Raw genomic sequence first — 20,332 nt, 5'->3', positions numbered from 1 at the left:
TTACTTCACGAGTTCCGACCATCGGTCGGCCGCGGGACAGTGACTAGGCACCAGCTTTAGGCCAGGCCTCTTGAGGACAAACCACATGGCTTTGGATTGGTTATCTCTACGCATTATGGCCTGACTTGGCAAGGAAGCCACAGGTTCGCAGACCAGCAGCCGAGGCCGATGATGAACGGCCGTATCCATCGTCAGTGGTGGGTCGCGCCTGGATGGCGGCGGGGACGTGCCTTGATGTCGAAGAGGCTGAAGATTTCCTCTTCCGTCAGGCCGAACCGCGAGGGTTTATCCGCTTGAGCCAAAAGATCGAGAAAAATTTTGCGTTTCGATTCCAAGATTTCCGCAATGCGATGCTCGATAGTGCCTTGAGCCAGAAAACGTGTGACCGTGACAGGATGCCGTTGTCCGACACGGTGGGCGCGATTGATGGCTTGGTCCTCAACGGCGGGATTCCACCAGCGGTCAAACAGAAATACATAGTTGGCGCACTGCAAGTTTAATCCCACGCTCCCCGTGCCGTAACTCATAAGCAGCACATGGCAGCGCGGGTCTTGACGGAAACGTTCCAGAATCGCAGAGCGCTCGGCAGGGGGAATCCTCCCGTGGTACTGGAGCGGTCCGAAGGGTTCAAGGTGCCGCGCGAGGATTTGTAAAGGTTCGACCCATTGGGAAAAGATAATCGCTTTATGCCCACTGTCAGCTACTTCCTCCATGTCTGTGCGTAGCTGTTCCAGCTTCGCGCTTTCGCCTGTGAGAGGATCGAAGTTGCAAATCTGCTTCAGCCGCATGACCAGTTGAAAAACGTGCTGGACCGTGATGGTATCTCCCAGAGAGTTCAGATGCACGACACCCTCTTCCTCGGCCCGGCGGTAGGCATCGCGTTGGGCCGGCGTCAGATCGACATGTACATCCCGGAATATTTTCGGCGGCATGTCCGATTGGACCGTTTCCTTGGTGCGCCGCAGGATGCTGTCAGCCGTGTAAAGCGGTAAGCGCTTCGGAGGTGTATCCGGCGGAATCCGGCCCGGATCGAGGAACTCGAAGAGATGGACCAGATCATCGGGATGATTTTCGATCGGCGTGCCGGTCAAGGCCCAACTGCGACCGCGAGGCAGGGCACGCGCCGCCTGAGAAGTCTTGGAGTCCTTGTTCTTGATGCGTTGGGCCTCGTCCAGAATCACAACATCATAAAACACACGGCTGTCGGCGGCCCACTCCACGTCTCGCGTGAGAGTCTCGTAATTGACCAGTTTCAAAGGGCAATTCGAGATCAGCCATGTGCTACGCCGTTGCTCCGGTTCCCCCTCGATCACTTCCAGAGGAACATCCGGTGCCCAAAGTTTCAATTCCCGCACCCAATTATGCACGAGGGATTTGGGACAAACGACTAAAGCTCGCCGCACCACTCCCTGGTAAAAGAGCAGGCGTAAAGCGAGAATTGCCTGACAGGTTTTTCCCAAACCCATTTCGTCTGCCAGGAGGGCAGCCGAACGAGGTACGAGGAAAGCGATTCCTTCCAACTGATAGGGGAAAGGAGCAAAAGGGACCTGAAGCTGCCGTCCTTGGAATAGACCATCGAGGGGCGGTTGCAAAAGGAACAGCAAGCGGTCTTTGACATGGACCGTTTCGGCTGTCGGTTGGAGTCGAATCCGTGTGGCCAAGGGACTGTGCGCATCCGTGTCAGGCAGCGGCGGATCTGCAACCTCCGCTTCTTTCGGAGACGGAGAAGGAGGTGACAGTGCAATCGGCGGAGCCGGGAATTTCCAGCCCTCTGTTCCAATGGCGGGTTCGAGTCGGCCCAAGGAACGCACCCACGGCGCATCGTGCAGGAGCCGGACTTCACGAAGCTTCGGGATCGATAGGATTCCCCAGGCATTCCCATCGATCATCTGAAGCGGCAAGGAAAGGGGCAAATCATAGACCTCGACCCCGCCGTCGGACGGAGCAGCAAGCCCTCCCGCGGATTCATTCCACCCATCTGTCCCTTCAGGCGGCACGGTGATTGGCTCCCAATTTCCGGGCTTCAGCCACAGCCTCCCGGATACGGCTGAACGGTTCGCTCAATTCCACCGCAGGATCAATTTGGTCGAGTAATGCCTTGATACTTTCACCGTCCGAACTGGCCCACACTGGCAACCAAACTCCTTGGCGGGCGCGCGGATGCTCCAGGTACAACAGCTCTGTGGCGGATGAGTTGGTCATAGGATGGGAAGCAACGATGACTAAGGGGATCGGTATCCGCTTCCGTAGCGTCCACAAGGGGACCAGATCGGTGACTATTAGGGACACAGGCGTGCTGCTCTTTTCCACCAATGTTTTACCAATGAGGTCCGCAAAGACATACTCCTGAAGGGTCGGACCATACAGCGCCTTTTGGACCCGGTTGGGTTGGACGGCGGTGGTCAGGCGGAACTCTAGCGGACGTCCCCAGCTATTGGTGACCAGATAGCCGCCAATCCAGCCCGTCACATCCTGTAGAATCGTCAGGAAACCTAAAGTCAGGGGTGGAGCATCTAGGGAACCAGCACCAGAAGCCAAGGGCGCGGCCAGGGCCAAAGGTTGTTCCGACACGATGTTCCCTTCTCCTTCCTAGCGGTTGCCGCATCTTGAGCCTGGCGGATCGTGAACCGCAACCTTGCATCGACTGTACAGCCCCACCGCTTGAGAGTCATTCCCTGCCGCCACCTTGACACATTTTAGACACCCCGCCTCTTGGCTGACGCAAAAGGTAAATCTTACCCCACCCCTAGAATTGGATGTTACGACTGTTCCTCTATACTCCCGCGATAAGAGTTGCTGTTTGGGGCCTCGCCGAGTGAAACCTTGAGCCATTGGAACTCCTGACACAAGTCTCATCCCGAATGCAGTTTCGAGCGCTTGCCTTGGGTAAGACATGTTGGAATGAGCGCTATCGACCATGCAAACATCACTATTTCTCTCATCAAGGTAAAATTCCCCTTCCGCTTTGCGATGTTTGTAGTACAACAACGGCAGCGGCCGAAAAAACCGCAACGGATGAAGCTCGGAACGAAACATACATGAGCGGCGAAACGATGAGGCACATGAACGCTGAAGAGGGTTATGCGGCGGGTGTCGCACAGGGAGAATCAAGACATTCGGAAGCTCCAAAACTATCCCCTGTGGAGCATCAGAAAGCCATCAGCAATTATCTGCGCGGTACTTTAGCCGCTGAACTGGCTGATCCGAATTCAGACCATTTCAACGAATTGAACAAGGGATTACTGAAGTTTCATGGGAGTTATCAGCAAGAGGACCGCGATGCCCGCAAAAATCGCGATAAGACCGGGGTGGGAAAGGTCTACATGTTCATGATCCGCTTGAAACTTCCAGGGGGCAAGTTGACAGCGGAGCAATATCTAGTGATGGATGACATTTGCGGGCGCTATGCCAACGGGACTTTGCGGATCACCACCCGCCAGAGTTTCCAATTGCACGGGGTGCTGAAGGGAAATCTGAAAGCCACAATGCAGGCGATCAATGAAGCCTTGTTGACCACCTTGGGGGCATGTGGGGACATTACGCGCAATGTGATTTGCTGTCCAGCCCCGTTACCGGACGCGGCCCGGACCATGATGCGCGAACACTGCCAATTGGTGGCTCAAGCCCTCACTCCACAGGCGGGACGGCGGGCATATCACGAAATCTGGCTCAACGGCCAACCTTTGCCGCATCCGGAGTTGGATGAGGAACCCCTCTATGGCAAGACCTATTTGCCGCGGAAATTCAAGATCGGCTTTGCCTTGCCCCACGACAATTGCACGGACCTGTTGGCCCAATGCGTGGGCTTTCTGGTGATGACCGATAATGGCCAACCCACAGGACGTCCCATCGGCTATAACCTGTACTGTGGAGGGGGCCAAGGTCAAACGAATAGCCGGCCTGACACGGCACCACTTTTGGCCCAGGCCATTGGTTTTATCGAGCCGGACGAAGTCATCCCTGCAGCCCAAGCCATCGCCCGGTTGTATCGGGATCACGGTAACCGAGCCGACCGTAAGCGGGCACGCCTGAAATATGTAGTCCATGATTGGGGAGTGGACCGCTTCCGCGAGGTTTTTTATCGGGAGTATTTTCCCTTTCCTTACCGGCCTCCAATCGATCAACCCATCACAGGACTGGACCTACACCACGGGTGGCATGGTATGGGCGGCGACCGCTGGTTCCTCGGTCTGTCCGTGGAAAACGGGCGGATCAAAGACGAAGGTTCCTTGCGTTTACGTTCCGGCATCCGTGCCATCGTCTCCCGTTTCCGCTGTGACGTAAGACTGACACCGCAACAGGACATTCTGCTCTGCGGCTTTCACACGGCGGATCGACCCGCGGTGGAGAACTTATTGGCAGAATATGGCATTCCCAAGCCGGATACTTTGTCCCAAGTGCAACGCTGGAGCATGGCCTGCCCGGCCATTCCCACCTGCGGTTTGGCTATTACCGAAAGTGAACGGGCTTTGCCCGCCATCATTGACCAGCTCGAAGTCGTGTTGAAAGAGTTGGGCTTGCAGGAAGAACCAATTAGCGTGCGTATGACCGGTTGCCCCAACGGCTGTGCTCGGCCTTACCAAAGCGACATCGGCTTGGTGGGACGCTCCGGAAACAGATACACCATCTACGTGGGGGGAGACCGCTACGGGCGCCGGCTCAATCGGGAATTGGCCGATCTGGTCCCAGTGGATCAGATAGTACCCAAACTGACTCCCCTCTTGCGCCGGTACCAAATCGAGCGACAAGCCGGGGAATCGTTTGGTGATTTCTGCACCCGTGTGGGGATAGATTCCCTCCGGAGCACTATTCCGGCATCCTAGTCAAGTATCAGCCTAAGATATGTGCGCTTGGACCCAAGCATGTCTTTTGGGCCAGAGGAAGCACGAATGGACTTTCCCCCAGGTAGAGGGGGAAGCGTTCATGCTGTCTATTGTTTGTCAGTGGGGGCGTCCTTAGAGGGAGGGTTTGAGGCCGGTTTACCCTGCGCGGGTTCCGGGGGAATATAGTTGAGCAAATCTTGGCGGAAATTTTGCGGCTGAGGAGCCAACAAATTCAGATAGGCGAGCACTCGGAGCCGAAGGCTCAAGTCTTTCTCCATACTGGCGGCTTGCCGCGTTGGTTCAACTTGCTCAGGAGGTAGTGTAGGACTGAAGCGTTGGGCATGCCGGATAGCAGTATCTGCTGCCTGGAGGCGTAGGGGGAGTGGGCGCTGCGGATTCCGTACGATCCCCATCAAAGTGGGTTGGATCATCGGATCGGGAAGGTGAACTAGGGCTTCCATAGCGTCCGGAGCTAAGCTGTCGTCACTCAAGGCGAGTAGTAGGTTCGATGTGGCTGGGATCACATCGCGGGATGAAGCGGGGCAAGCCGCTAACTGGGCCAGGGCTGCGACTGCTCGAGCGCGGACGGAGCGCTTGTAATTCGCATCGGCCATTCGCACCACAGTACTGTTCCGCCAAAGCACAAACCAGTTATCGCGTATTTCCGCGGCGGAGGCGGGAAGCGGCAATAAAAAGACTTCAGGGAAATATTGAAGCTGTTGGCGCAATCGCGCTTCCAGTTCAAGATCGCGATAGCGAGTGACTGGCAACCCCAAGCTTTCGGCATCGAGCTGGGAATAAAGCTGTTCGAAGCGCGCCCGCGCGGCCGGGACACGATCCACCTCCTGCTCCAGTCGCTGCAAGATCCGCAACAGCTCTTCGACCGCTAAGCGGGTATCCGGGAGAGTGTGTGCGGGAAAAAGGGAGTGGCGTTGGTGAAGGTCGTGGATGTAAGCGGAAATTTGGGGTGATACCGAGGGCGTGATGGGAACTTGGGCGGCTAGCACCGCGCTAGTTATGAGATCGACCCGCAATTCGAGAAGACGGCGCTGTTCGGCATTGAGATGGAGCGGCAAAGCGTCGATGACGTGTAACAACCGAGTTCGTCGCTCCTTCATCGCTTGGGCCAAGGCGGAGTCGCGTGCTTTTTGGTTTTCCAAGATTTGGTTCTGTCGCACTTCGGGGGGATCATTGGGGTGGGGCTGGTAGATGGCGGGAATATCCGGCAGTTGCGGATCGGTGGTGGCCATCATGGCTGCCAAACGGAGCAGGAGTTGTTCGAGTGTTGGGGAGGGGACTTGATCCGGCGACGCTAGCACCAACGTTGGAATACCGGACCATCGCGGGTCGACCCGCAATTGGCTGAGCAGGTCACGCAGCGGTGGGTGGACAGCATGACGGTCGATGATGATGACCTCTGCGGTGCCTTGGCGCAGGCGTTGCAAGAGATCGCGTCCCGTGGCAAATGTCTCCACACGGAATCCCGCGGATAGCAGCACTGGCAGCATCGAGTCCCGGCGGCGAGGATCGGGGTCTAGATACAAGGCTGTGCCAGGCGCGGACGGAGGGGGCACGTGTGCATCCTGCAACTGCCGGCGGAGAATATCCACGACCTTGACCCGCACACCTGCTGACAAGGGGAAGGGACCGCGAAGCAAAGTATCGGCTGCCAGGAATTGCACAAGTGGGTCGGGATAATCCAAGGCCAACTCCAGGAGGGATACAGGGGTTCCGCCAGGCCGTCCACCGATGGCTGCCAATTCTTTATCCGCACTCATTTGAGCCGCTTGCAAGATAGCCACCAGAGTTGCCGTCTGTTTCTGACGCAAAGCCTGCCGGAAAGCCTCTTCCCGGATCGCGACGGGAGCCGTGGCTAGCAATTGCATCACCAACGGCTCATGCTGAGCAATGTCCCCATATTGGCTGCGCCACGCTGCTGCACGGCCAGCGATCGAAAGCATCAGGACTTGGGCGTCCACCGCGTGGGTTCCCTCTCCAGCAGCGACCCAGCGGGCATATCGCAAGCCATAATATTCGTTGGCCCAAGAGACCGGAACTTGCACCGATACGAGTTTCCCTTCAGCGGCACTCCAACGCCACAAACGGACGACCGGCTCGGAAGTGTCAGGCAGTTTACGAGCCAATCGATACGGAGGACTCTCTTCGTAAAATCGCCGGGCGATGCGCAACAACTCCTGTTCGGGAGAGCGCTTCTCCAAAATCGGGTTGCTGCCCCGCAGGTAGCTACGCAGAGTGTCCTGAGCCAGTTGCCGCAGTGGTGGTAGTGTCTCACGATTCGGCAAAATCAGGCTCCATAAATAGGGAATGATGCTTGTCTGAACCTCCTCTTGTAGATTCAAGAACTGCTCATGGCGAACCAGACCCGACAACACTCCATACTGCTGCGTGGGATTGAGGCCATCGAGCGCTGCAATCCAAGCGGCAATGCTCTCAGCATCCATCCGGGGTATCAGTCCATAAATTCCCTCAACGATTGCTTTATCCTTTTCGTTGCGAATTTCCTGAATCATGAATGGTACGGCGGCTACCCCGATGCGAACCAGCTCGGCTTGGGCAAACACCCGTTCCTCTGGACTAGCTCCGAGATTAGCGATGTACTTGGCGATCCGCTGAGGCTGGCGAATATGCTGATCCAGTGCTGCCTCGGCCTGGTTGACAATCGTTTCTACGTATTCGCGGGCTTTTTTCTGTTCCGCCGGATTGTCTGACCAACGCGGAACACGATAGAGCAAGGTAAAGGCTCCTGGACCATATTTGTCGTAGATGGCTATATAGTCCTGCTGTTCTGGTTTGCTATCAAGGAAATCCTTCAACAGCGGAAGCGCGAGGGAATACTGCCCCTCCAAGATGAATGTTCGCAATTGCTTGTAAATCGCTTGAGATTTGGGAAGCTGCCGCGGCGGCACTTGCTGAGCGACGGTGGAATCACGGGCGATCGTCGCAACAGCGATTATACCGCTCAGCAATATCCAGCTCAGGTGTCGGTGTCGCACGGGAAAGCCCTCCCTCGCCCCAATCCCCGTCAGGCGGCGGTTCTTCTCAAGCCGTTATGAAAACGGAAGCAAGGGTGAGACTTCATCCCTCTTGGGTAATAAAGAGAGGAGCCTCACACACCCTTTCCATCCCGGTGCATCCCTCCTCAGAACACCTGTTAGTCATTGTGAACGCCCGGCGGGAAGCAAGCAACACTCTTCGCACGCGATCAGGTCATCATAGGTTTCCCGGCGGCGGATCAGACGATGTGTAGCGTCTGTAACGAGGACCTCGGCGGCCCGTGGGCGGCTGTTATAGTTGGAAGCCATCGACATGCCATACGCCCCGGCGGAGAAAATGGCGAGCAGATCCCCCGGCTCCATTCGCGGCAGGGGACGGTCCTTAGCGAGGAAGTCGCCGGATTCGCAAACGGGACCGACCACATCCTGCCGCAGTGACCCTTCAAAGTCTAAAAACGGATTCCCCTGATCGGGGTTGATGTTCATGTCGAGTGGAGGCCGGTCGGGCACGCCAGGGGGTAATCGGACCGGCCAGAGACGATGGATCGAACCGTAAAGCGTAGGCCGGATCAGATCATTCATCGCCGCATCCTGAATGAGATAGTGCTTCCCCCCGGTGGATTTACGGTACAGGACCGTGCTTACCAGGATGCCGGCATTGCCCACGAGGAAACGGCCAGGCTCTAAGATTAATTGACATCCCGTAGCTCGGATCGCTGGCAGTATCGCTTGCGCGTAAGCGTCGGCAGGGGGAGCCTCATCCCGCCGGTAATGAATGCCAAAACCACCACCCATATTGAGATAACGGATGTTATGACCTTGCTGGCGGAACTGTTCGATCAGGCGGATCGCCTTCTCTGCACCTTGACGGTAGGGTTCCGTCTTAAGAATTGGCGACCCCAAATGCATATGGATGCCCATAAGCTCTAGCCCAGGGTGGCCCAAAGCCGCCCGCGCTACTTCGACCACCGTCTCGATATCCAGCCCGAATTTGACCCCTTTTACAGAGGTGTCCGTCTTGACATGAGTTTTTGGGGGTAGGTCAGGATTGACCCGCAAAGCCACAGGTGCTCGCCGTCCCAACTCTTGGGCGATTCGACCAATTGTCCACAATTCCTCCTCGGACTCCACGTCGAACAGCAACACGCCGGCGTCTAGGGCCATGCGAATTTCTGCTGCCGTTTTCCCAACACCCGCAAAGACAATGGGTGCCCCTTTCGGCCCGGCTTTCAAAGCTCGGTACAGCTCTCCTCCACTCGTAACGTCGAAACCAGCTCCATGTTCCCCCAACAGTCGACAGATCGACAGATTGCCGTTGGCCTTGATAGAATAACAAATGATCGGTTTAGCCTCTTCAAAGGCTTTTTTCAATGATCTCAAATGATGTAACAGTGTCGCTTGACTGTAAACAAATAAAGGAGTTCCATACTGTTTTGCCAATTCTTGTATAGGGACATTTTCACAATACAACTGACCGTTAAGATAGTGGAAATGATCCATGAATATCTCCTTTCATATCTATGGAGACTAGCATGATTTTTTCATGCATAGTATCCGGGTTTACATGTTCAAGCGCTGTTTCCAGGACTGGAGTTGTTGTTGAACCTCGGACGGTGCAGTGGAAGCGTGACTGCGAAAAGCTGCTAAGGCCTGGGTGACGCCTAAGCGGGATCGGAGAAAAGCCAGGGCATCCGGTCGGTGGGGGAGGAGCGAAGCCAAAATCTCATCGGGCAGGTCCGCAAGACGGCAGCGTCGCTGCTCGCAGTCTCGGACCAATTTGCCCACGATTTCGTGTGCCGCACGCAGCGGTATCCCAGCTTCCACCAAACCTTCCATGAGTGTGGTCGCGTCAAGGAAGCCGTCTTCCAACCGGGCCGCAATCCCTTCCCTGCGGAATCGACTGCCTTCAACCAAGGGGGCTGCCACTTGCAAACAAGCCTCCACCGTATCGTGTGCATGGAACAAAGCCACTTTGTCTTCCTGCAAATCGCGATTGTAGGCCAGAGGCAATCCTTTGAGTAGTATGAAGAGCTGTTGCAGGGCAGCTATTACGCGTGCACTTTTTCCTCGAATCAATTCCAAAACGTCGGGATTTTTCTTATGAGGCATAATGCTGGAACCTGTGCAGAAAGCGTCGGGCAACTCTAAGAATGAGAATTCCGTGGTACTCCAGATGATCCACTCCTCCGCCCAGCCACTGAGATGCAAGGCGATAACAGCCAAGGCATAAACATAGTCCAGTACGAAATCTCGATCACTGGAAATGTCCAAGCTGTTACTAGCCAAGGCGTCGAAACCGAGTTGTTGTCGCACCTGCTCGCGATCGATCGGCAGCGACGTGCCTGCCAGAGCAGCGGCACCCAAGGGGAGGATGTTGACCCGACGGCGCGCTTCGGCCAAGCGTTCCCGATCTCGCTGGAATTTCTCTACGTAAGCCAAAGCGTAATGGGCGGCCAACACCGGTTGTGCCCGCTGCAAATGAGTGTAGCCCGGCAAAATCACTCCCTGCTCACGTTCCGCCAACCGCACAAACGACCGTTGCAATTCCGCCACCTGGCCATCTATTCCTTCGATTGCCTCACGCACCCAGAGCTTGACATCCGTGACGACCTGGTCATTGCGGCTCCGGGCGGTGTGTAGCTTCCGGCCAACATCCCCCAATCGTGTGATGAGAGCATGTTCGATGTGCGTATGAATATCCTCCAATTCCGTCCGCCATGTCATTTGGCCGGAGGCGATTTCTCGTTCGATCTCTGCCAGGGCCTGCACAATCTGTTCCGCCTCGTCAGCAGTGATCAGTCCCACGGCAGCCAGCATCCGAGCATGGGCTTGGCTGGCCCGGATGTCGTGACGATATAGCCGTTGATCAATGCTGATCGACTCGGTAAAGGCTTCCACACGTGTATCTGTCGGGCCCGAGAACCGACCTCCCCACGTTTTCTGACCCATATTATCTCCCCACGTCCTCCGTTGAGCGTTGCTGCGTCATTTCGTGCCAATCCCTGGAGTGCAGGGTGTTTCCCAGTCCAGAAAGTTCTGAAAAAGCCCAGAGGTAGTGCTGTCCTTATTGGGTTTGTACAATTCTGGTAATTCTTCGACACCTTCAGGCCTGGCAGGAGGTATTATTGGCAGAGTCATCGGAAGCCCTCTCAAAACTTCGTAGGAGTCCGCCGAGTAAGTATCTTGGGGGAAATCTTGGGGGAAAAGTATGCTCAAGTATTGCAAGCGACATTTCCGGGAAACTGGGGTGTTAGTAGTAGCCCTACTCCTGCCGTCTGGCCTTTGGGGACAAAATCCTCCCGCTGCTCGCACGGAATCGATCCCCACCGTTCAGCTCCGCCTCCGTTCCTTGACAGAGTTGCTCAATAAGGCGGAATACGCCGCGGGTTTGGTGGACCAAGCCGAAACCTTCCGAGCTGTCAAAGCTCTGATCTTTCTGGCTCGACTCCAAGGCAAAGGAGTGGAGGGGATCCATCCCGACAGACCTTTCGGACTTTATGCCCATGTCAAGCCCGATCTCGTGACTAGTTCTTTTGTGATCATGATTCCTTGCGCGGATCGGGATAGTCTCCTGAACTTGCTCAAGGGCCAATTGGGGTGCACTGTGGAGAATCAGCGGGAGAATCGCTACAAGCTGGCGCTGCCGCCGGAGTTCCCTTTGATGGCCGTGGGTATCGACCATTTGTACTTGCGCTTCGAACGAGATTATCTTTACGTCGGCCGTTTTGCAGAAGACCTGGAAGACACCCGCCTTATCCCGGCCAAGACGTATTTTGCCTCCGACGATGATGGAACTGTTCTGTCCCTTCAAGTACGCTTGGACCAGATTTCTGTGGATGTCAAAAAATTCCTCCTGGCCCAACTCGAAATGTTCCTCGAACAGGGAATGCGGGACAATCCACCGGAAGACGATGTCGGCAAGCGGTTGGCCCCCTGGCTCAAAAACCATTTCATGAATCTGGCCCAAACGGTGTCGCTGGACGCCGAGGAAGTGAGCCTCCGCGTTTATATCGACGAGAAAAAGGGTGAGTTGGCCAGTGAATTGCGCCTAACGCCGAAGCGGGGAACTTTGCTCGCGGAAAACCTTCGGGCATTTGCCGAACGCAAGAGTTTGCCGGCAGGGATCGTGCAATCTGCCCCACAGGCCGCGATGCGGGGTGGAGTGCACGTCGGCCTAACCCCCTTGGCACGCCGGGAATTCGCCCACCTCGTTCAGGACATCGCCGCGGAGGCCATCAAAAAGGCGACACCCGATGAACGCGAGTTCGTCCAAGGATTGTTCCAAGCTGTCCTCCCCACCCTCAAAGCAGCAGAACTGGATGCCGCTGCTGTCCTGCTCCCAGCAGATCGGCAAGGGCATCACAAACTGCTCGGCGCCCTCGGCGTCCATCAAGGAAAGGAGATCGAAAAGTTCCTCAAAAGCATAGCCCCGATTTTGACAACGGTCGAATTGGCCGACTTTTCCTTTGATCGGGAAACCCTGGGCGATTTCCGCATTCACAAAGTGATCGTCAACGGATGGCCCGAACGTGCCGATCAGCTTTTCGGAACGACAACCCTTTGGCTAGCGGTGTCGGACCGCTGTCTGGCTTGGAGCATCGAAGAAAATGGGGAACTCCTGCGCTCTGCCCTCAAAAAGGCCCAAGGAGTGTCGGTCCCCCTTGTCGATGTCGAAGTGTCAGCAGCAGCCCTTCTACCTGTGCTCGCACCCCAATTGCACCCCGATGAAATCAAAGCCATCCAACGCGAGGTGTTTGGGGACAAAGACGGCAGGAACCAAGATCGGATTCGCCTCCGCATCACCGCGGGCGATCAATTTACTCTCAAAGTGGAGGCGCAAGGACCAGCGATTCGTTTGCTGCACACCGCAGACGTCCTCCGCCCTTGAGTGACCAGAAGAACTCTGCCACCAATCGCTTCTTTCCGCATTACGGAGAAAGAATCGGAGGCTTCCAGCGAAGTACAAATCAATCGAGCTAAGACTGATGAGTCCGCAGTTAGTGAAAAGGCAGAAGTGGGGTTCTGCGTATCTGTAACTCTAAACGGTGAGGAGAATGCCATGGTTACCCGTTTATGGATTCCCTTGGCGGCTACCCTCCTAATGGGATCGTCCGCCTACGCCCAAGCGCCACGCGCCACCACCGCGCCGGTGGAAGTTCGCCTCCGTTCTATCAACGACCTGCTCAGCAAAGCCGATTACATCGCGGGGCTGATTGGCCAGCAGCAACTGTTCCGCGGCTTCGTCCAACAAATCCCGATCGATCCTCAACAAGGACTGTTCGGTCTGGACACGCGGCGTCCGATCGGCCTCTATGGCGATATTTCGCTCGATGTCGAGCAAGGTGCCGGGGTCTTTTTGGTGCCCGTTGCCAATTTGGAAACCTTGATGGGCTTTTTGCAGGCCCAGGCGGGATTGCAGATCGAGCGGAAGGGCAACGGAATCATGTCCATCCCTTTGCCGCCAGGCGGACCTGTGGAGGCTCTTTACGCCCGTTTTATCGATGGTTACCTTTATGTCGCGAATCATGAGTCCCATCTCGATGCCAAAAAGCTGATCCCCGCGAAAAACTTCTTCGCCCAGGATGACGGGGCGGTCGCTTCGGTGGTCATTCGCCCCGATCGCATTCCCGTGGTAATGCGCCGAGAGTTGCTGGCGAAATTGGATGAAACTTTGCAAGAGCTTCAACGGGAGGCCCTCACGAAAGATAATCCTGCTGAACGAGCTGGTTTCATTCTCGGCGGCAAATCCGTCATCAATTTGTCACGGACCCTCATCGAAGATGTCAAAGAGTTGCACCTGAAACTCTTTGTGGATGAAAAGAGGGATTACATTTCCCTCGATTTAACTGTCGTGCCCCAACCGAATAGTCCGGTGGCCAAAAACTTCGCCTCTTTGGGACAGAGGACCAGTCTGGCCTACGGCTTGACCAACGTCAGAGGTGCGGTGTTACGCGGGAATGTCAATTTCGCCCTGACGGATGATACGCGCAAGATGTGGGATGACTTGATCAATAGCATAATGACCCAGGCCCTCAATGAGGTTCCTCCGCAGAACAAGGCCGCTATCGAGAAAATCCTTCAGGGCATTCTCCCAACTCTCAAAGCAGCCGTTGCTGATGCTGCAATCACCATGACAGCACCGAATGCTAGAGGACATTACACGGTGCTGGGTGCGGTCAGCGTCAAGGAAGGGAAAAAGCTGGAGGACGCAATTCGAGAATTGGTCAAGTTGTACGAGCGTGACACCGGAGATACACAGGCTGCAAAATTGAACTTCGCTAAAGTCGGCAATTTCACTCTCCACCAAATAGACCGCATTTTGCCAGCGGATGCTGAACCCTATCTTGGTACTCGCTCCTTGTGGTTAGCCACTTCGGAAGACTTGCTAGTCTTCAGTGTCGGCCCTGATGCCTCTGTGTTGCGTAATGCGTTGAGCAACGGACCTACCAAGTCGCCAGCTCTTTCCTTGGACGTTTCCCTTGTCGGCTTGGCACGGTTGGCCAATCAGAACGCCACACCGCAACAAGTCAACGCCATAGCAACTCAAATTTTTGGTAGGGTGGGACCGGTAGGCAGAGACATGCTCCGTCTCGAAGTGGCAGGGGGCCAGAACCTGACCCTACGCCTCTCCGTCCAAGGTGGAGGAATTCGCTTCCTAGCGGCGTTGGCTTCTGCTGGTCCTTGATGAATTGATGGAAGTAATCCAAGGCATCATCTCTAACACCGAGCGCACAGGGATGTGCGCTCTTTTATTTTGGACATGACTCATGGTGCTCTAATCGCTTTCCAGTGATGAGTGCAATACTAATACGCTCCATCCTATGTCGACGCTGTAGCATTACGGGATCAGGGAGGGCAGTAACGGTGATGGGGCACACTGAAGGAGCTTATGTGGACTGAAGGGAGCTTTTGTGGATGGTGCAGGATGCAACTTCAACGTGACGGCGTTGGTGGATGGCGTGGGCTACATGCAAAAGCATACCATATAGGACGAGATTCAATATGGGGTGACAAGTTCATATTTTTGATATTTTGAACAAATCAGGATGGATTGTCAATTTTGTAACGTTAGCCTCTTCGGTCAGGCGACGGTGCTGGATGCCAACTGGAACGTTCTGGGACCCAGCGCCTTCGCCTGGGTCTACCTGCATCAGGGTGGACGGTACGATGTCACCAGCGGCCTGTATTACTTCCGTTTACGCGACTACTCGCCGACGCTCGGCCGGTGGACGAGCCTTAATCCCCTCTCCTACGCCGCCGGAGATGGGAACCTCTACCGCCCCATCCGTAATAACACCACCAGCCCATGCGAGCCATCAGGTCTGCAAGAACTTCTGGAACCAAAGCCTGTCGATCGAGGCAGCAAATTCTGCTCGATCTCTGAGTGGCGGACCCCCATCTTAAGGAAGAAGTGAGTTTATCACTTGGAAAGGCGGCATATGATACCCCCAATGATGGCGTGGTAACCGTGTGCGTGGAAAGATGTGTCGGAAGGTTATGAGGCGGTCATCTGTGACACGATAATGCCTGAGCTGAACACCCTTCCCTAAATGATGCTGACTTTGCCCTATGCGACGGGGGCGGGGCAAAAAGCAGTCCAGCGATATGTGTATAGATGGTGTGAGAGGGGAAGATTATCTAAGGAGCATGCTTTAAGGTGCTGAAGCTTCGATATTCAACACTGATATGCACTATGTCCCAGAATTCCAGGTAAAAAAATTACCCGGCCAGGATTCGAACCTGGACCAAGAGAACCAAAATCTCTTGTGCTACCGTTACACTACCGGGTAGAGGGACCGTTGGATCGCGTCATAGTCATTCATAGGAAACAGGTGGGAAAAACTCAAGAGGGAATGTCCAAGTTTTGCTGGCGGCTTCCGGCAGAAGCTGGAACCATTCCCTGCCAATGTCCCCACGGATCGTGGACGCTATATCCTTTGGTCTTGATGACAGTGACGAGAAACGGAATTGCTCTTGAGGAAACAAACACCGACGTGGCGGAGGGTGAAAGGAAGGGGCGGCGTATTCTCAGTTACGAGCGATGAGGATTTATTCGTCCAAGGAAGGGGGAAGGGCATCATCCGCATGCTGTACGAGGAAGGTAAGTTGCTCCAACTGGATGGCCAAATCGACTGTGACGAGTTGCACGTGCGGGGGCAGCCGGAGGACAACAGGAGCGAAGTTGAGAATCCCTCGAATCCCCGCTTTGACTAAGCAATCGGCCACACTTTGGGCTGCTTCTTTAGGGACAGTCAATATGGCCAGCTCCGCCCCCTCCTGCTGAATAGTCGTTTGAAGTTCGCTGAGCGGGCGAATGGGAATTCCCTCCACGCATTCTCCGATTTTATTGGGATGGTTGTCAAACAAGGCGACGATTTCAAATCCCTGGGCGCGAAACCCCTGGTAGCGCAACAAGGCACGTGCCAGGTTTCCCACACCGACCAACACGACACGCCAGGGACGATGGATGCCCAAGGCTTCTCGGATCACAGCCGCCAGCTCACGCGGGTCATAGCCGATGCCGCGTTGTCCGAGATGACCCAAAGCAGCCAAGTCCCGCCGAACCTGAGCATCACTGACTCCCACAGCAGCGGCGATCTGGCTGCTGGAGATTTTTTCGGCTTCGGAGGGCCAGGCGGTCAGACACCGAAGGTACAGACTCAAACGGTGGGCAGCCGCCCGTGACAGACGTGGCCCTTCCGCGGTGGCACCTCGGTCGCTCATGGATGGGTCCTCCTCAGGTAGTTAGGAATGATCATTTGTCTGCTTGACATAGTTCGGCAGTCGTGTCGGCGGGGTTGGGTATCCGCTCCTATTTTACCACATGATAATAGCATAGTTTCCCCAGAGACTTTTCAGTGCAGAAAAGGTAGCAAAAGAACTGTTGCTAAATTGACGCGACCTGACCGTTGGAGGGCATGGTTAACGTTTGGGGTTACTAAAGGCCCAACGGATAGGAATCAATAACGTCTCAGCTCGCGGTTTGGACAATTCTACGCGGACCAGTGCTGTCCCAGAGGTGGAAACTGTGGCCGGAGATACACTGATCCGCACAGCAGTCATTCGACGGGACTCTTGGGGAAACTTCACTTGCACCGCGGGATGATCGCTCACCGCGTTCACAATCCGGACCGGCTCAGCAGTCAGAGAACGAATCTGGACAAGCTGAGAGGAAGGCTGACCCGATTGGAGGTAGAAAATCACCTCATCTGGCGTCCACACCACCTGCTTATTGGGCTGGCGGAGGATGAGCACGGGAATGCGGATTTCTCGATACTCGGCGTCATCGGTCCAAATGCTGACGCTGCCATCATGCTCTCCCTCGGGCAGTTGGTCTTGGACTTGCACCATGATCTCATGCCGTGAATCCGCGTGCTTCAGAATTGTAGCTGTCACAAATGGTGATACTGAGGAAATCCGGCGAATCGTAAAAGTTCTCGGCCTATGATCTGTGATGGTTATTGTATGTTTTGTTGCTCCACGGGTACTGATGACCAATCGTGAAGGTTGTATATCGACTTCCCGGACGATACGGGCTTGGATCGCCAACTCTAGGGTGCGTTCGCGCGCTGCTTTTTCGTCGGATGGGGACTGGTAGTAAAGCCGGATGGGCCAGCGTTGCAGTCCGTCCGGTTGGGTCAAAGTGGCGATTTCGACAGTCAGCGCTGTGATTTCTCCGCCGCGCAGTTCTTGGGCACCCACGGCTAGCTTGATACACCCGCAGGCGCTCTCGACTCGGCGGATCACGAGTAATTCTTGACCGACGTTCTTCAATTCAAACGTGTGGGACAACACCACGCCGGCCTTGCATCGACCTTTATCGACGACTGGCTGGGTACAGATTAGGTGACTCCCGTCCTGTGTGTGACACAGGAAGGGGGAATATATCAGGAGGAGTATAGAGGAGCATGTACATAACAGCGCGTCGTTCATAGCAGCACTGGGCATACCGAAGTTGCTTCTAGTGTCAAGGCGAATATCCTGAGCGTCAGTACTACGAGAACGAGGGTGAAAAGACCCTCCCCCCGTTGACCGTGGGGAAGCTTGAGCCAGAGAGGTTATCGCTCGGCTATGCTGGAAATCATTTGGTACAGACCAGGGGATAAGATGCCACCGCGGCTGCCCTCGGAGCAGGAGGTGTATGTTTTAGAGCTGGATTTGCCCGCAGAATTATCGGAGTTGGACACTTCAGCGTGGGAAGATTTGACAGGTTCCGAGCAACAGCGTGCCTTCCGATATCGTTCGGCCCAAGCCCAAGCTCAGTTCGTGCTCTGCCGGAGTGCCTTGCGGCGATGGTTAGGTGCCTGCTTGGGAGTGTGTCCTGCCCATGTCCCATTGACGACGAATGCCAATGGAAAACCCCACCTTCACCCCGCAGTCAGAGAAGGGGATGGGAGAGAGGCTACCCTCTTACACTTCAACGTCGCCCATACTTTGGGAAAGGGATTGATCGCGTTTGCACGGCATCCTGTTGGTATTGATGTGGAACGGATTCGCCCGGTGGAGAACGCGGAAGGGTTGATGCACCGTTACTTTTCTCCTTCCGAATGTGTCCTCTGGCAGAAGAGCTGTATGGATGACCGTGCTGATGTTTTTTTTCGTTTGTGGACGGGCAAGGAAGCGGTGGTCAAGGCAGTGGGCCGCTCCTTGGCTGCCATCGGGGAGTTCTCCCTCAGTTTACAGGATGATCTTTCCGCTCAGGTGGAGACATGCAGCAGTCCTGAACTTCAGGGATCGTGGTTTATCCAAGCTTGGAAGAGAGAAGCTCAATATTGGCTGACGCTTGCCGTCAAGGTTCTAGGTTGAAGGGTTGAGAAAATAAAAATGGCCCCGCTCCCCCATGTTTGGGATACAGGCAGGGTCAATGTCTAAAATACAGGGCTGAACCTTTTGTAGCCGATCAGTTTCCGGTGGGTGGGGGTCCGGAATCCTCCGTCACGACACCACCCATAAAGGGCATAGCGGCTTGGTTGATTTTGGCGGGGGGCACGTCCATTTGAACGCGGTAACCCAACCGGGGAAAGAAATCGCGATAGCCGACTTCCTGGATGCCGCGACGCTTCGCTTCTTCCACCGCTTTATTGATAATTCCTATCAGCTCCGTCTTGCGGTCGCGTAAGGGGTCGTTGATGTTTTGGACGGGAAGCATTCCCAAGACGACATATCGGGTCTGAGCTGTCAGCTCTCCCACCCATTGGCGTTTCCGCAGGTCGTAATAGGCATCCACAGGAATGCCCATGCTCGCGAGTTCCCGGACCATGGTTTCGATGTCATCGCGCCCATCCGCGTTGATGTCGAAGATACCGACTAGGGCGATATGATCGGCTGCCCCGCGGCGCCAAACGGCATTGTAGAGCAAGTCACCTGGTGCGATGCCGTCGCGGATTGGCTCCGGTTCTTCGGTGATCCGCGCTCGGGACAAACTAGGACTGAGCACCTCGACGACTTCGATACTGCCTCGCGGGACGAATCGGACCTGATCCTGATAAATACCTCGTTCATCGGGCACGCGGATACGGCGCAGGCGGGATTGACGCCCCTTTTGCGGGAAGTCGTCAGGCAGGACTACAAAGGTCAAGCCGGGACGCACCAAATCCCGAAAGCCCAGATTGATCTCGACCAGATTATTCGGCAATCGCCGCAAGATCGTCCCCAACGGCTGGTCGTATTCAAACACGTCACGCTTTTGCGCCATCTTGTCCATCAGCAGCTCGACTTCCTGTTCCAAGCGTTGGGTTTTCTGCTCGATGAGTTTCTTTTCCCGGTCCAATTTGGCGATTTGCTCCGCTTGGCTGTCGATTTCTTTGCGGGCCTTTTCTTCCTCGCTAGCATAGATACGGATGCGATCATCATAGCGCTTGATGACCTCCTGAATCTTAGCATTCAGTTGTTTAGGGAAGTCATCCGCCTGCTTTTTGAAGTCGAGGGAATACTTTTGCAATTCATCGGCGGCAGCCTTGAGCGCAGCGACTGCGCCCCGGAAATCTTGGATCGCATCGCGGCTCGTCTTCTCGGCGGCTTGGAGCTTCTGGCGGGCGTCAGCGTAGGATTGGATCAATCCTCGTGCCGGGGGTTCCGTGGGATTGTCTGGATTCCAAATGATGAGGCCTGGAGGAGGAGGACCAGCCAAATAACCGCCTGCCTTCGCCAATTCCTCGTTGATCCGGCGTAACTCGGCGCTGATCTTATCTTTTCCCTTGGTCTCCGCGCCGATGTCGGTGCGATCCTTTTCGTCAGCAATACCGAGGTAGCAGCGATAGACCTTCGCTTTCATTTCCGCCTCGGCCGCCAGACCCTGTGCCGCAGCCCTTTCGGAGGCCGCTTTCTTAATCGCCTCTTCTTTCGCTTGATGGTCGGAATACTGCATGTACCACAATACGCCAAAGGCGATAGTGGTCAGCACAAAGAAGACCAACGCGATAATGAGCGGCAGGTTCGTCTCGCCGGATTTTTTCTTCGCCATGGTGCTTCACCTTGAATGAACGCGAACCGCAG

Annotated in this window: 13 protein-coding genes and 1 tRNA gene; 5 read left to right on the top strand and 9 right to left on the bottom strand. The window is 55.3% G+C overall.

Annotated elements, in window-relative coordinates:
• Nucleotides 1-191: 191 nt before the first annotated feature.
• Together H0921_RS01255 and H0921_RS01250 are read right to left on the bottom strand one after the other, a co-directional pair.
• Complete coding sequence (locus tag H0921_RS01255) at nucleotides 192-1,997, bottom strand: DEAD/DEAH box helicase (RefSeq protein ID WP_315851819.1); 1,806 nt, start codon at nucleotides 1,995-1,997, stop codon at nucleotides 192-194.
• The gene (locus H0921_RS01250) at nucleotides 1,987-2,571 is read right to left on the bottom strand and encodes a hypothetical protein (protein ID WP_315851818.1); all 585 of its coding nucleotides are present in this window, start codon (nucleotides 2,569-2,571) and stop codon (nucleotides 1,987-1,989) included. The genes H0921_RS01255 and H0921_RS01250 overlap by 11 nt, the downstream gene beginning before the upstream one ends.
• Nucleotides 2,572-3,062: 491 nt before the next feature.
• Between H0921_RS01250 and H0921_RS01245 the strand changes: the two genes are divergently transcribed.
• Entirely contained in the window at nucleotides 3,063-4,823 is a 1,761-nt protein-coding gene (locus tag H0921_RS01245) for an NADPH-dependent assimilatory sulfite reductase hemoprotein subunit (RefSeq protein WP_194536204.1), read from the top strand.
• Nucleotides 4,824-4,930: 107 nt separating this feature from the next.
• On the opposite strand, the gene H0921_RS01240 is transcribed toward H0921_RS01245, so the two are convergent.
• The 3 genes from H0921_RS01240 to argH form a co-directional block, all read right to left on the bottom strand.
• Complete coding sequence (locus H0921_RS01240) at nucleotides 4,931-7,837, bottom strand: hypothetical protein (RefSeq protein WP_194536203.1); 2,907 nt, start codon at nucleotides 7,835-7,837, stop codon at nucleotides 4,931-4,933.
• Between the two features lie 162 nt (nucleotides 7,838-7,999).
• Nucleotides 8,000-9,337 carry a diaminopimelate decarboxylase gene (gene lysA / locus H0921_RS01235; protein WP_194536202.1) on the bottom strand — a complete coding sequence of 446 codons (1,338 nt, stop codon included), beginning with the start codon at nucleotides 9,335-9,337 and terminating at the stop codon, nucleotides 8,000-8,002.
• A 60-nt stretch (nucleotides 9,338-9,397) separates the two neighbouring features.
• Nucleotides 9,398-10,786 carry an argininosuccinate lyase gene (argH, locus tag H0921_RS01230; protein ID WP_194536201.1) on the bottom strand — a complete coding sequence of 463 codons (1,389 nt, stop codon included), beginning with the start codon at nucleotides 10,784-10,786 and terminating at the stop codon, nucleotides 9,398-9,400.
• 298 nt (nucleotides 10,787-11,084) lie between these two features.
• On the opposite strand from argH, the gene H0921_RS01225 reads away from it, so the two are divergent.
• The 3 genes from H0921_RS01225 (at nucleotide 11,085) to H0921_RS01215 (ending at nucleotide 15,252) form a co-directional block, all read left to right on the top strand.
• Nucleotides 11,085-12,725 (top strand): hypothetical protein, encoded by a 1,641-nt coding sequence (locus H0921_RS01225; RefSeq protein ID WP_194536200.1) that lies wholly within the window; start codon nucleotides 11,085-11,087, stop codon nucleotides 12,723-12,725.
• 171 nt (nucleotides 12,726-12,896) lie between these two features.
• On the top strand, nucleotides 12,897-14,522 hold the full coding sequence (locus tag H0921_RS01220; RefSeq protein ID WP_194536199.1) for a hypothetical protein: 1,626 nt from the start codon (nucleotides 12,897-12,899) through the stop codon (nucleotides 14,520-14,522).
• 361 nt (nucleotides 14,523-14,883) lie between these two features.
• Entirely contained in the window at nucleotides 14,884-15,252 is a 369-nt protein-coding gene (locus H0921_RS01215; RefSeq protein ID WP_194536198.1) for an RHS repeat-associated core domain-containing protein, read from the top strand.
• 304 nt (nucleotides 15,253-15,556) lie between these two features.
• Here H0921_RS01215 and H0921_RS01210 read toward each other — a convergent pair.
• From H0921_RS01210 to H0921_RS01200, 3 genes are all read right to left on the bottom strand, one after another.
• Nucleotides 15,557-15,627 (bottom strand) — tRNA-Gln (locus H0921_RS01210).
• A gap of 259 nt (nucleotides 15,628-15,886) precedes the next feature.
• Nucleotides 15,887-16,561, bottom strand: coding sequence for a redox-sensing transcriptional repressor Rex (locus H0921_RS01205; protein WP_194536197.1), 675 nt, complete (start codon nucleotides 16,559-16,561; stop codon nucleotides 15,887-15,889).
• Between the two features lie 198 nt (nucleotides 16,562-16,759).
• On the bottom strand, nucleotides 16,760-17,770 hold the full coding sequence (locus tag H0921_RS01200; RefSeq protein ID WP_228498937.1) for a DUF1573 domain-containing protein: 1,011 nt from the start codon (nucleotides 17,768-17,770) through the stop codon (nucleotides 16,760-16,762).
• 174 nt (nucleotides 17,771-17,944) lie between these two features.
• On the opposite strand from H0921_RS01200, the gene H0921_RS01195 reads away from it, so the two are divergent.
• Nucleotides 17,945-18,643 carry a 4'-phosphopantetheinyl transferase family protein gene (locus H0921_RS01195; protein WP_194536195.1) on the top strand — a complete coding sequence of 233 codons (699 nt, stop codon included), beginning with the start codon at nucleotides 17,945-17,947 and terminating at the stop codon, nucleotides 18,641-18,643.
• Between the two features lie 94 nt (nucleotides 18,644-18,737).
• Here H0921_RS01195 and H0921_RS01190 read toward each other — a convergent pair whose 3' ends face one another.
• Nucleotides 18,738-20,300 carry a hypothetical protein gene (locus tag H0921_RS01190; protein ID WP_194536194.1) on the bottom strand — a complete coding sequence of 521 codons (1,563 nt, stop codon included), beginning with the start codon at nucleotides 20,298-20,300 and terminating at the stop codon, nucleotides 18,738-18,740.
• Nucleotides 20,301-20,332 lie beyond the last annotated feature (32 nt).

This window comes from Thermogemmata fonticola, from assembly GCF_013694095.1.
Classification (GTDB): domain Bacteria; phylum Planctomycetota; class Planctomycetia; order Gemmatales; family Gemmataceae; genus Thermogemmata; species Thermogemmata fonticola.
Note: the sequence above shows the minus strand (reverse complement) of the source record. Positions and strands in the feature narration are given on the sequence as shown.

Bases quoted from the DNA above. Each gene is read 5' to 3' on its own strand.
- H0921_RS01190 (WP_194536194.1), bottom strand. From the start codon at position 20,300: ATGGCGAAGAAAAAATCCGGCGAGACGAACCTGCCGCTCATTATCGCG.
- H0921_RS01200 (WP_228498937.1), bottom strand. From the start codon at position 17,770: ATGAACGACGCGCTGTTATGTACATGCTCCTCTATACTCCTCCTGATA.
- H0921_RS01245 (WP_194536204.1), top strand. From the start codon at position 3,063: ATGAACGCTGAAGAGGGTTATGCGGCGGGTGTCGCACAGGGAGAATCA.
- lysA (WP_194536202.1), bottom strand. From the start codon at position 9,337: ATGGATCATTTCCACTATCTTAACGGTCAGTTGTATTGTGAAAATGTC.
- argH (WP_194536201.1), bottom strand. From the start codon at position 10,786: ATGGGTCAGAAAACGTGGGGAGGTCGGTTCTCGGGCCCGACAGATACA.
- H0921_RS01195 (WP_194536195.1), top strand. From the start codon at position 17,945: ATGCCACCGCGGCTGCCCTCGGAGCAGGAGGTGTATGTTTTAGAGCTG.
- H0921_RS01205 (WP_194536197.1), bottom strand. From the start codon at position 16,561: ATGAGCGACCGAGGTGCCACCGCGGAAGGGCCACGTCTGTCACGGGCG.
- H0921_RS01220 (WP_194536199.1), top strand. From the start codon at position 12,897: ATGGTTACCCGTTTATGGATTCCCTTGGCGGCTACCCTCCTAATGGGA.
- H0921_RS01215 (WP_194536198.1), top strand. From the start codon at position 14,884: ATGGATTGTCAATTTTGTAACGTTAGCCTCTTCGGTCAGGCGACGGTG.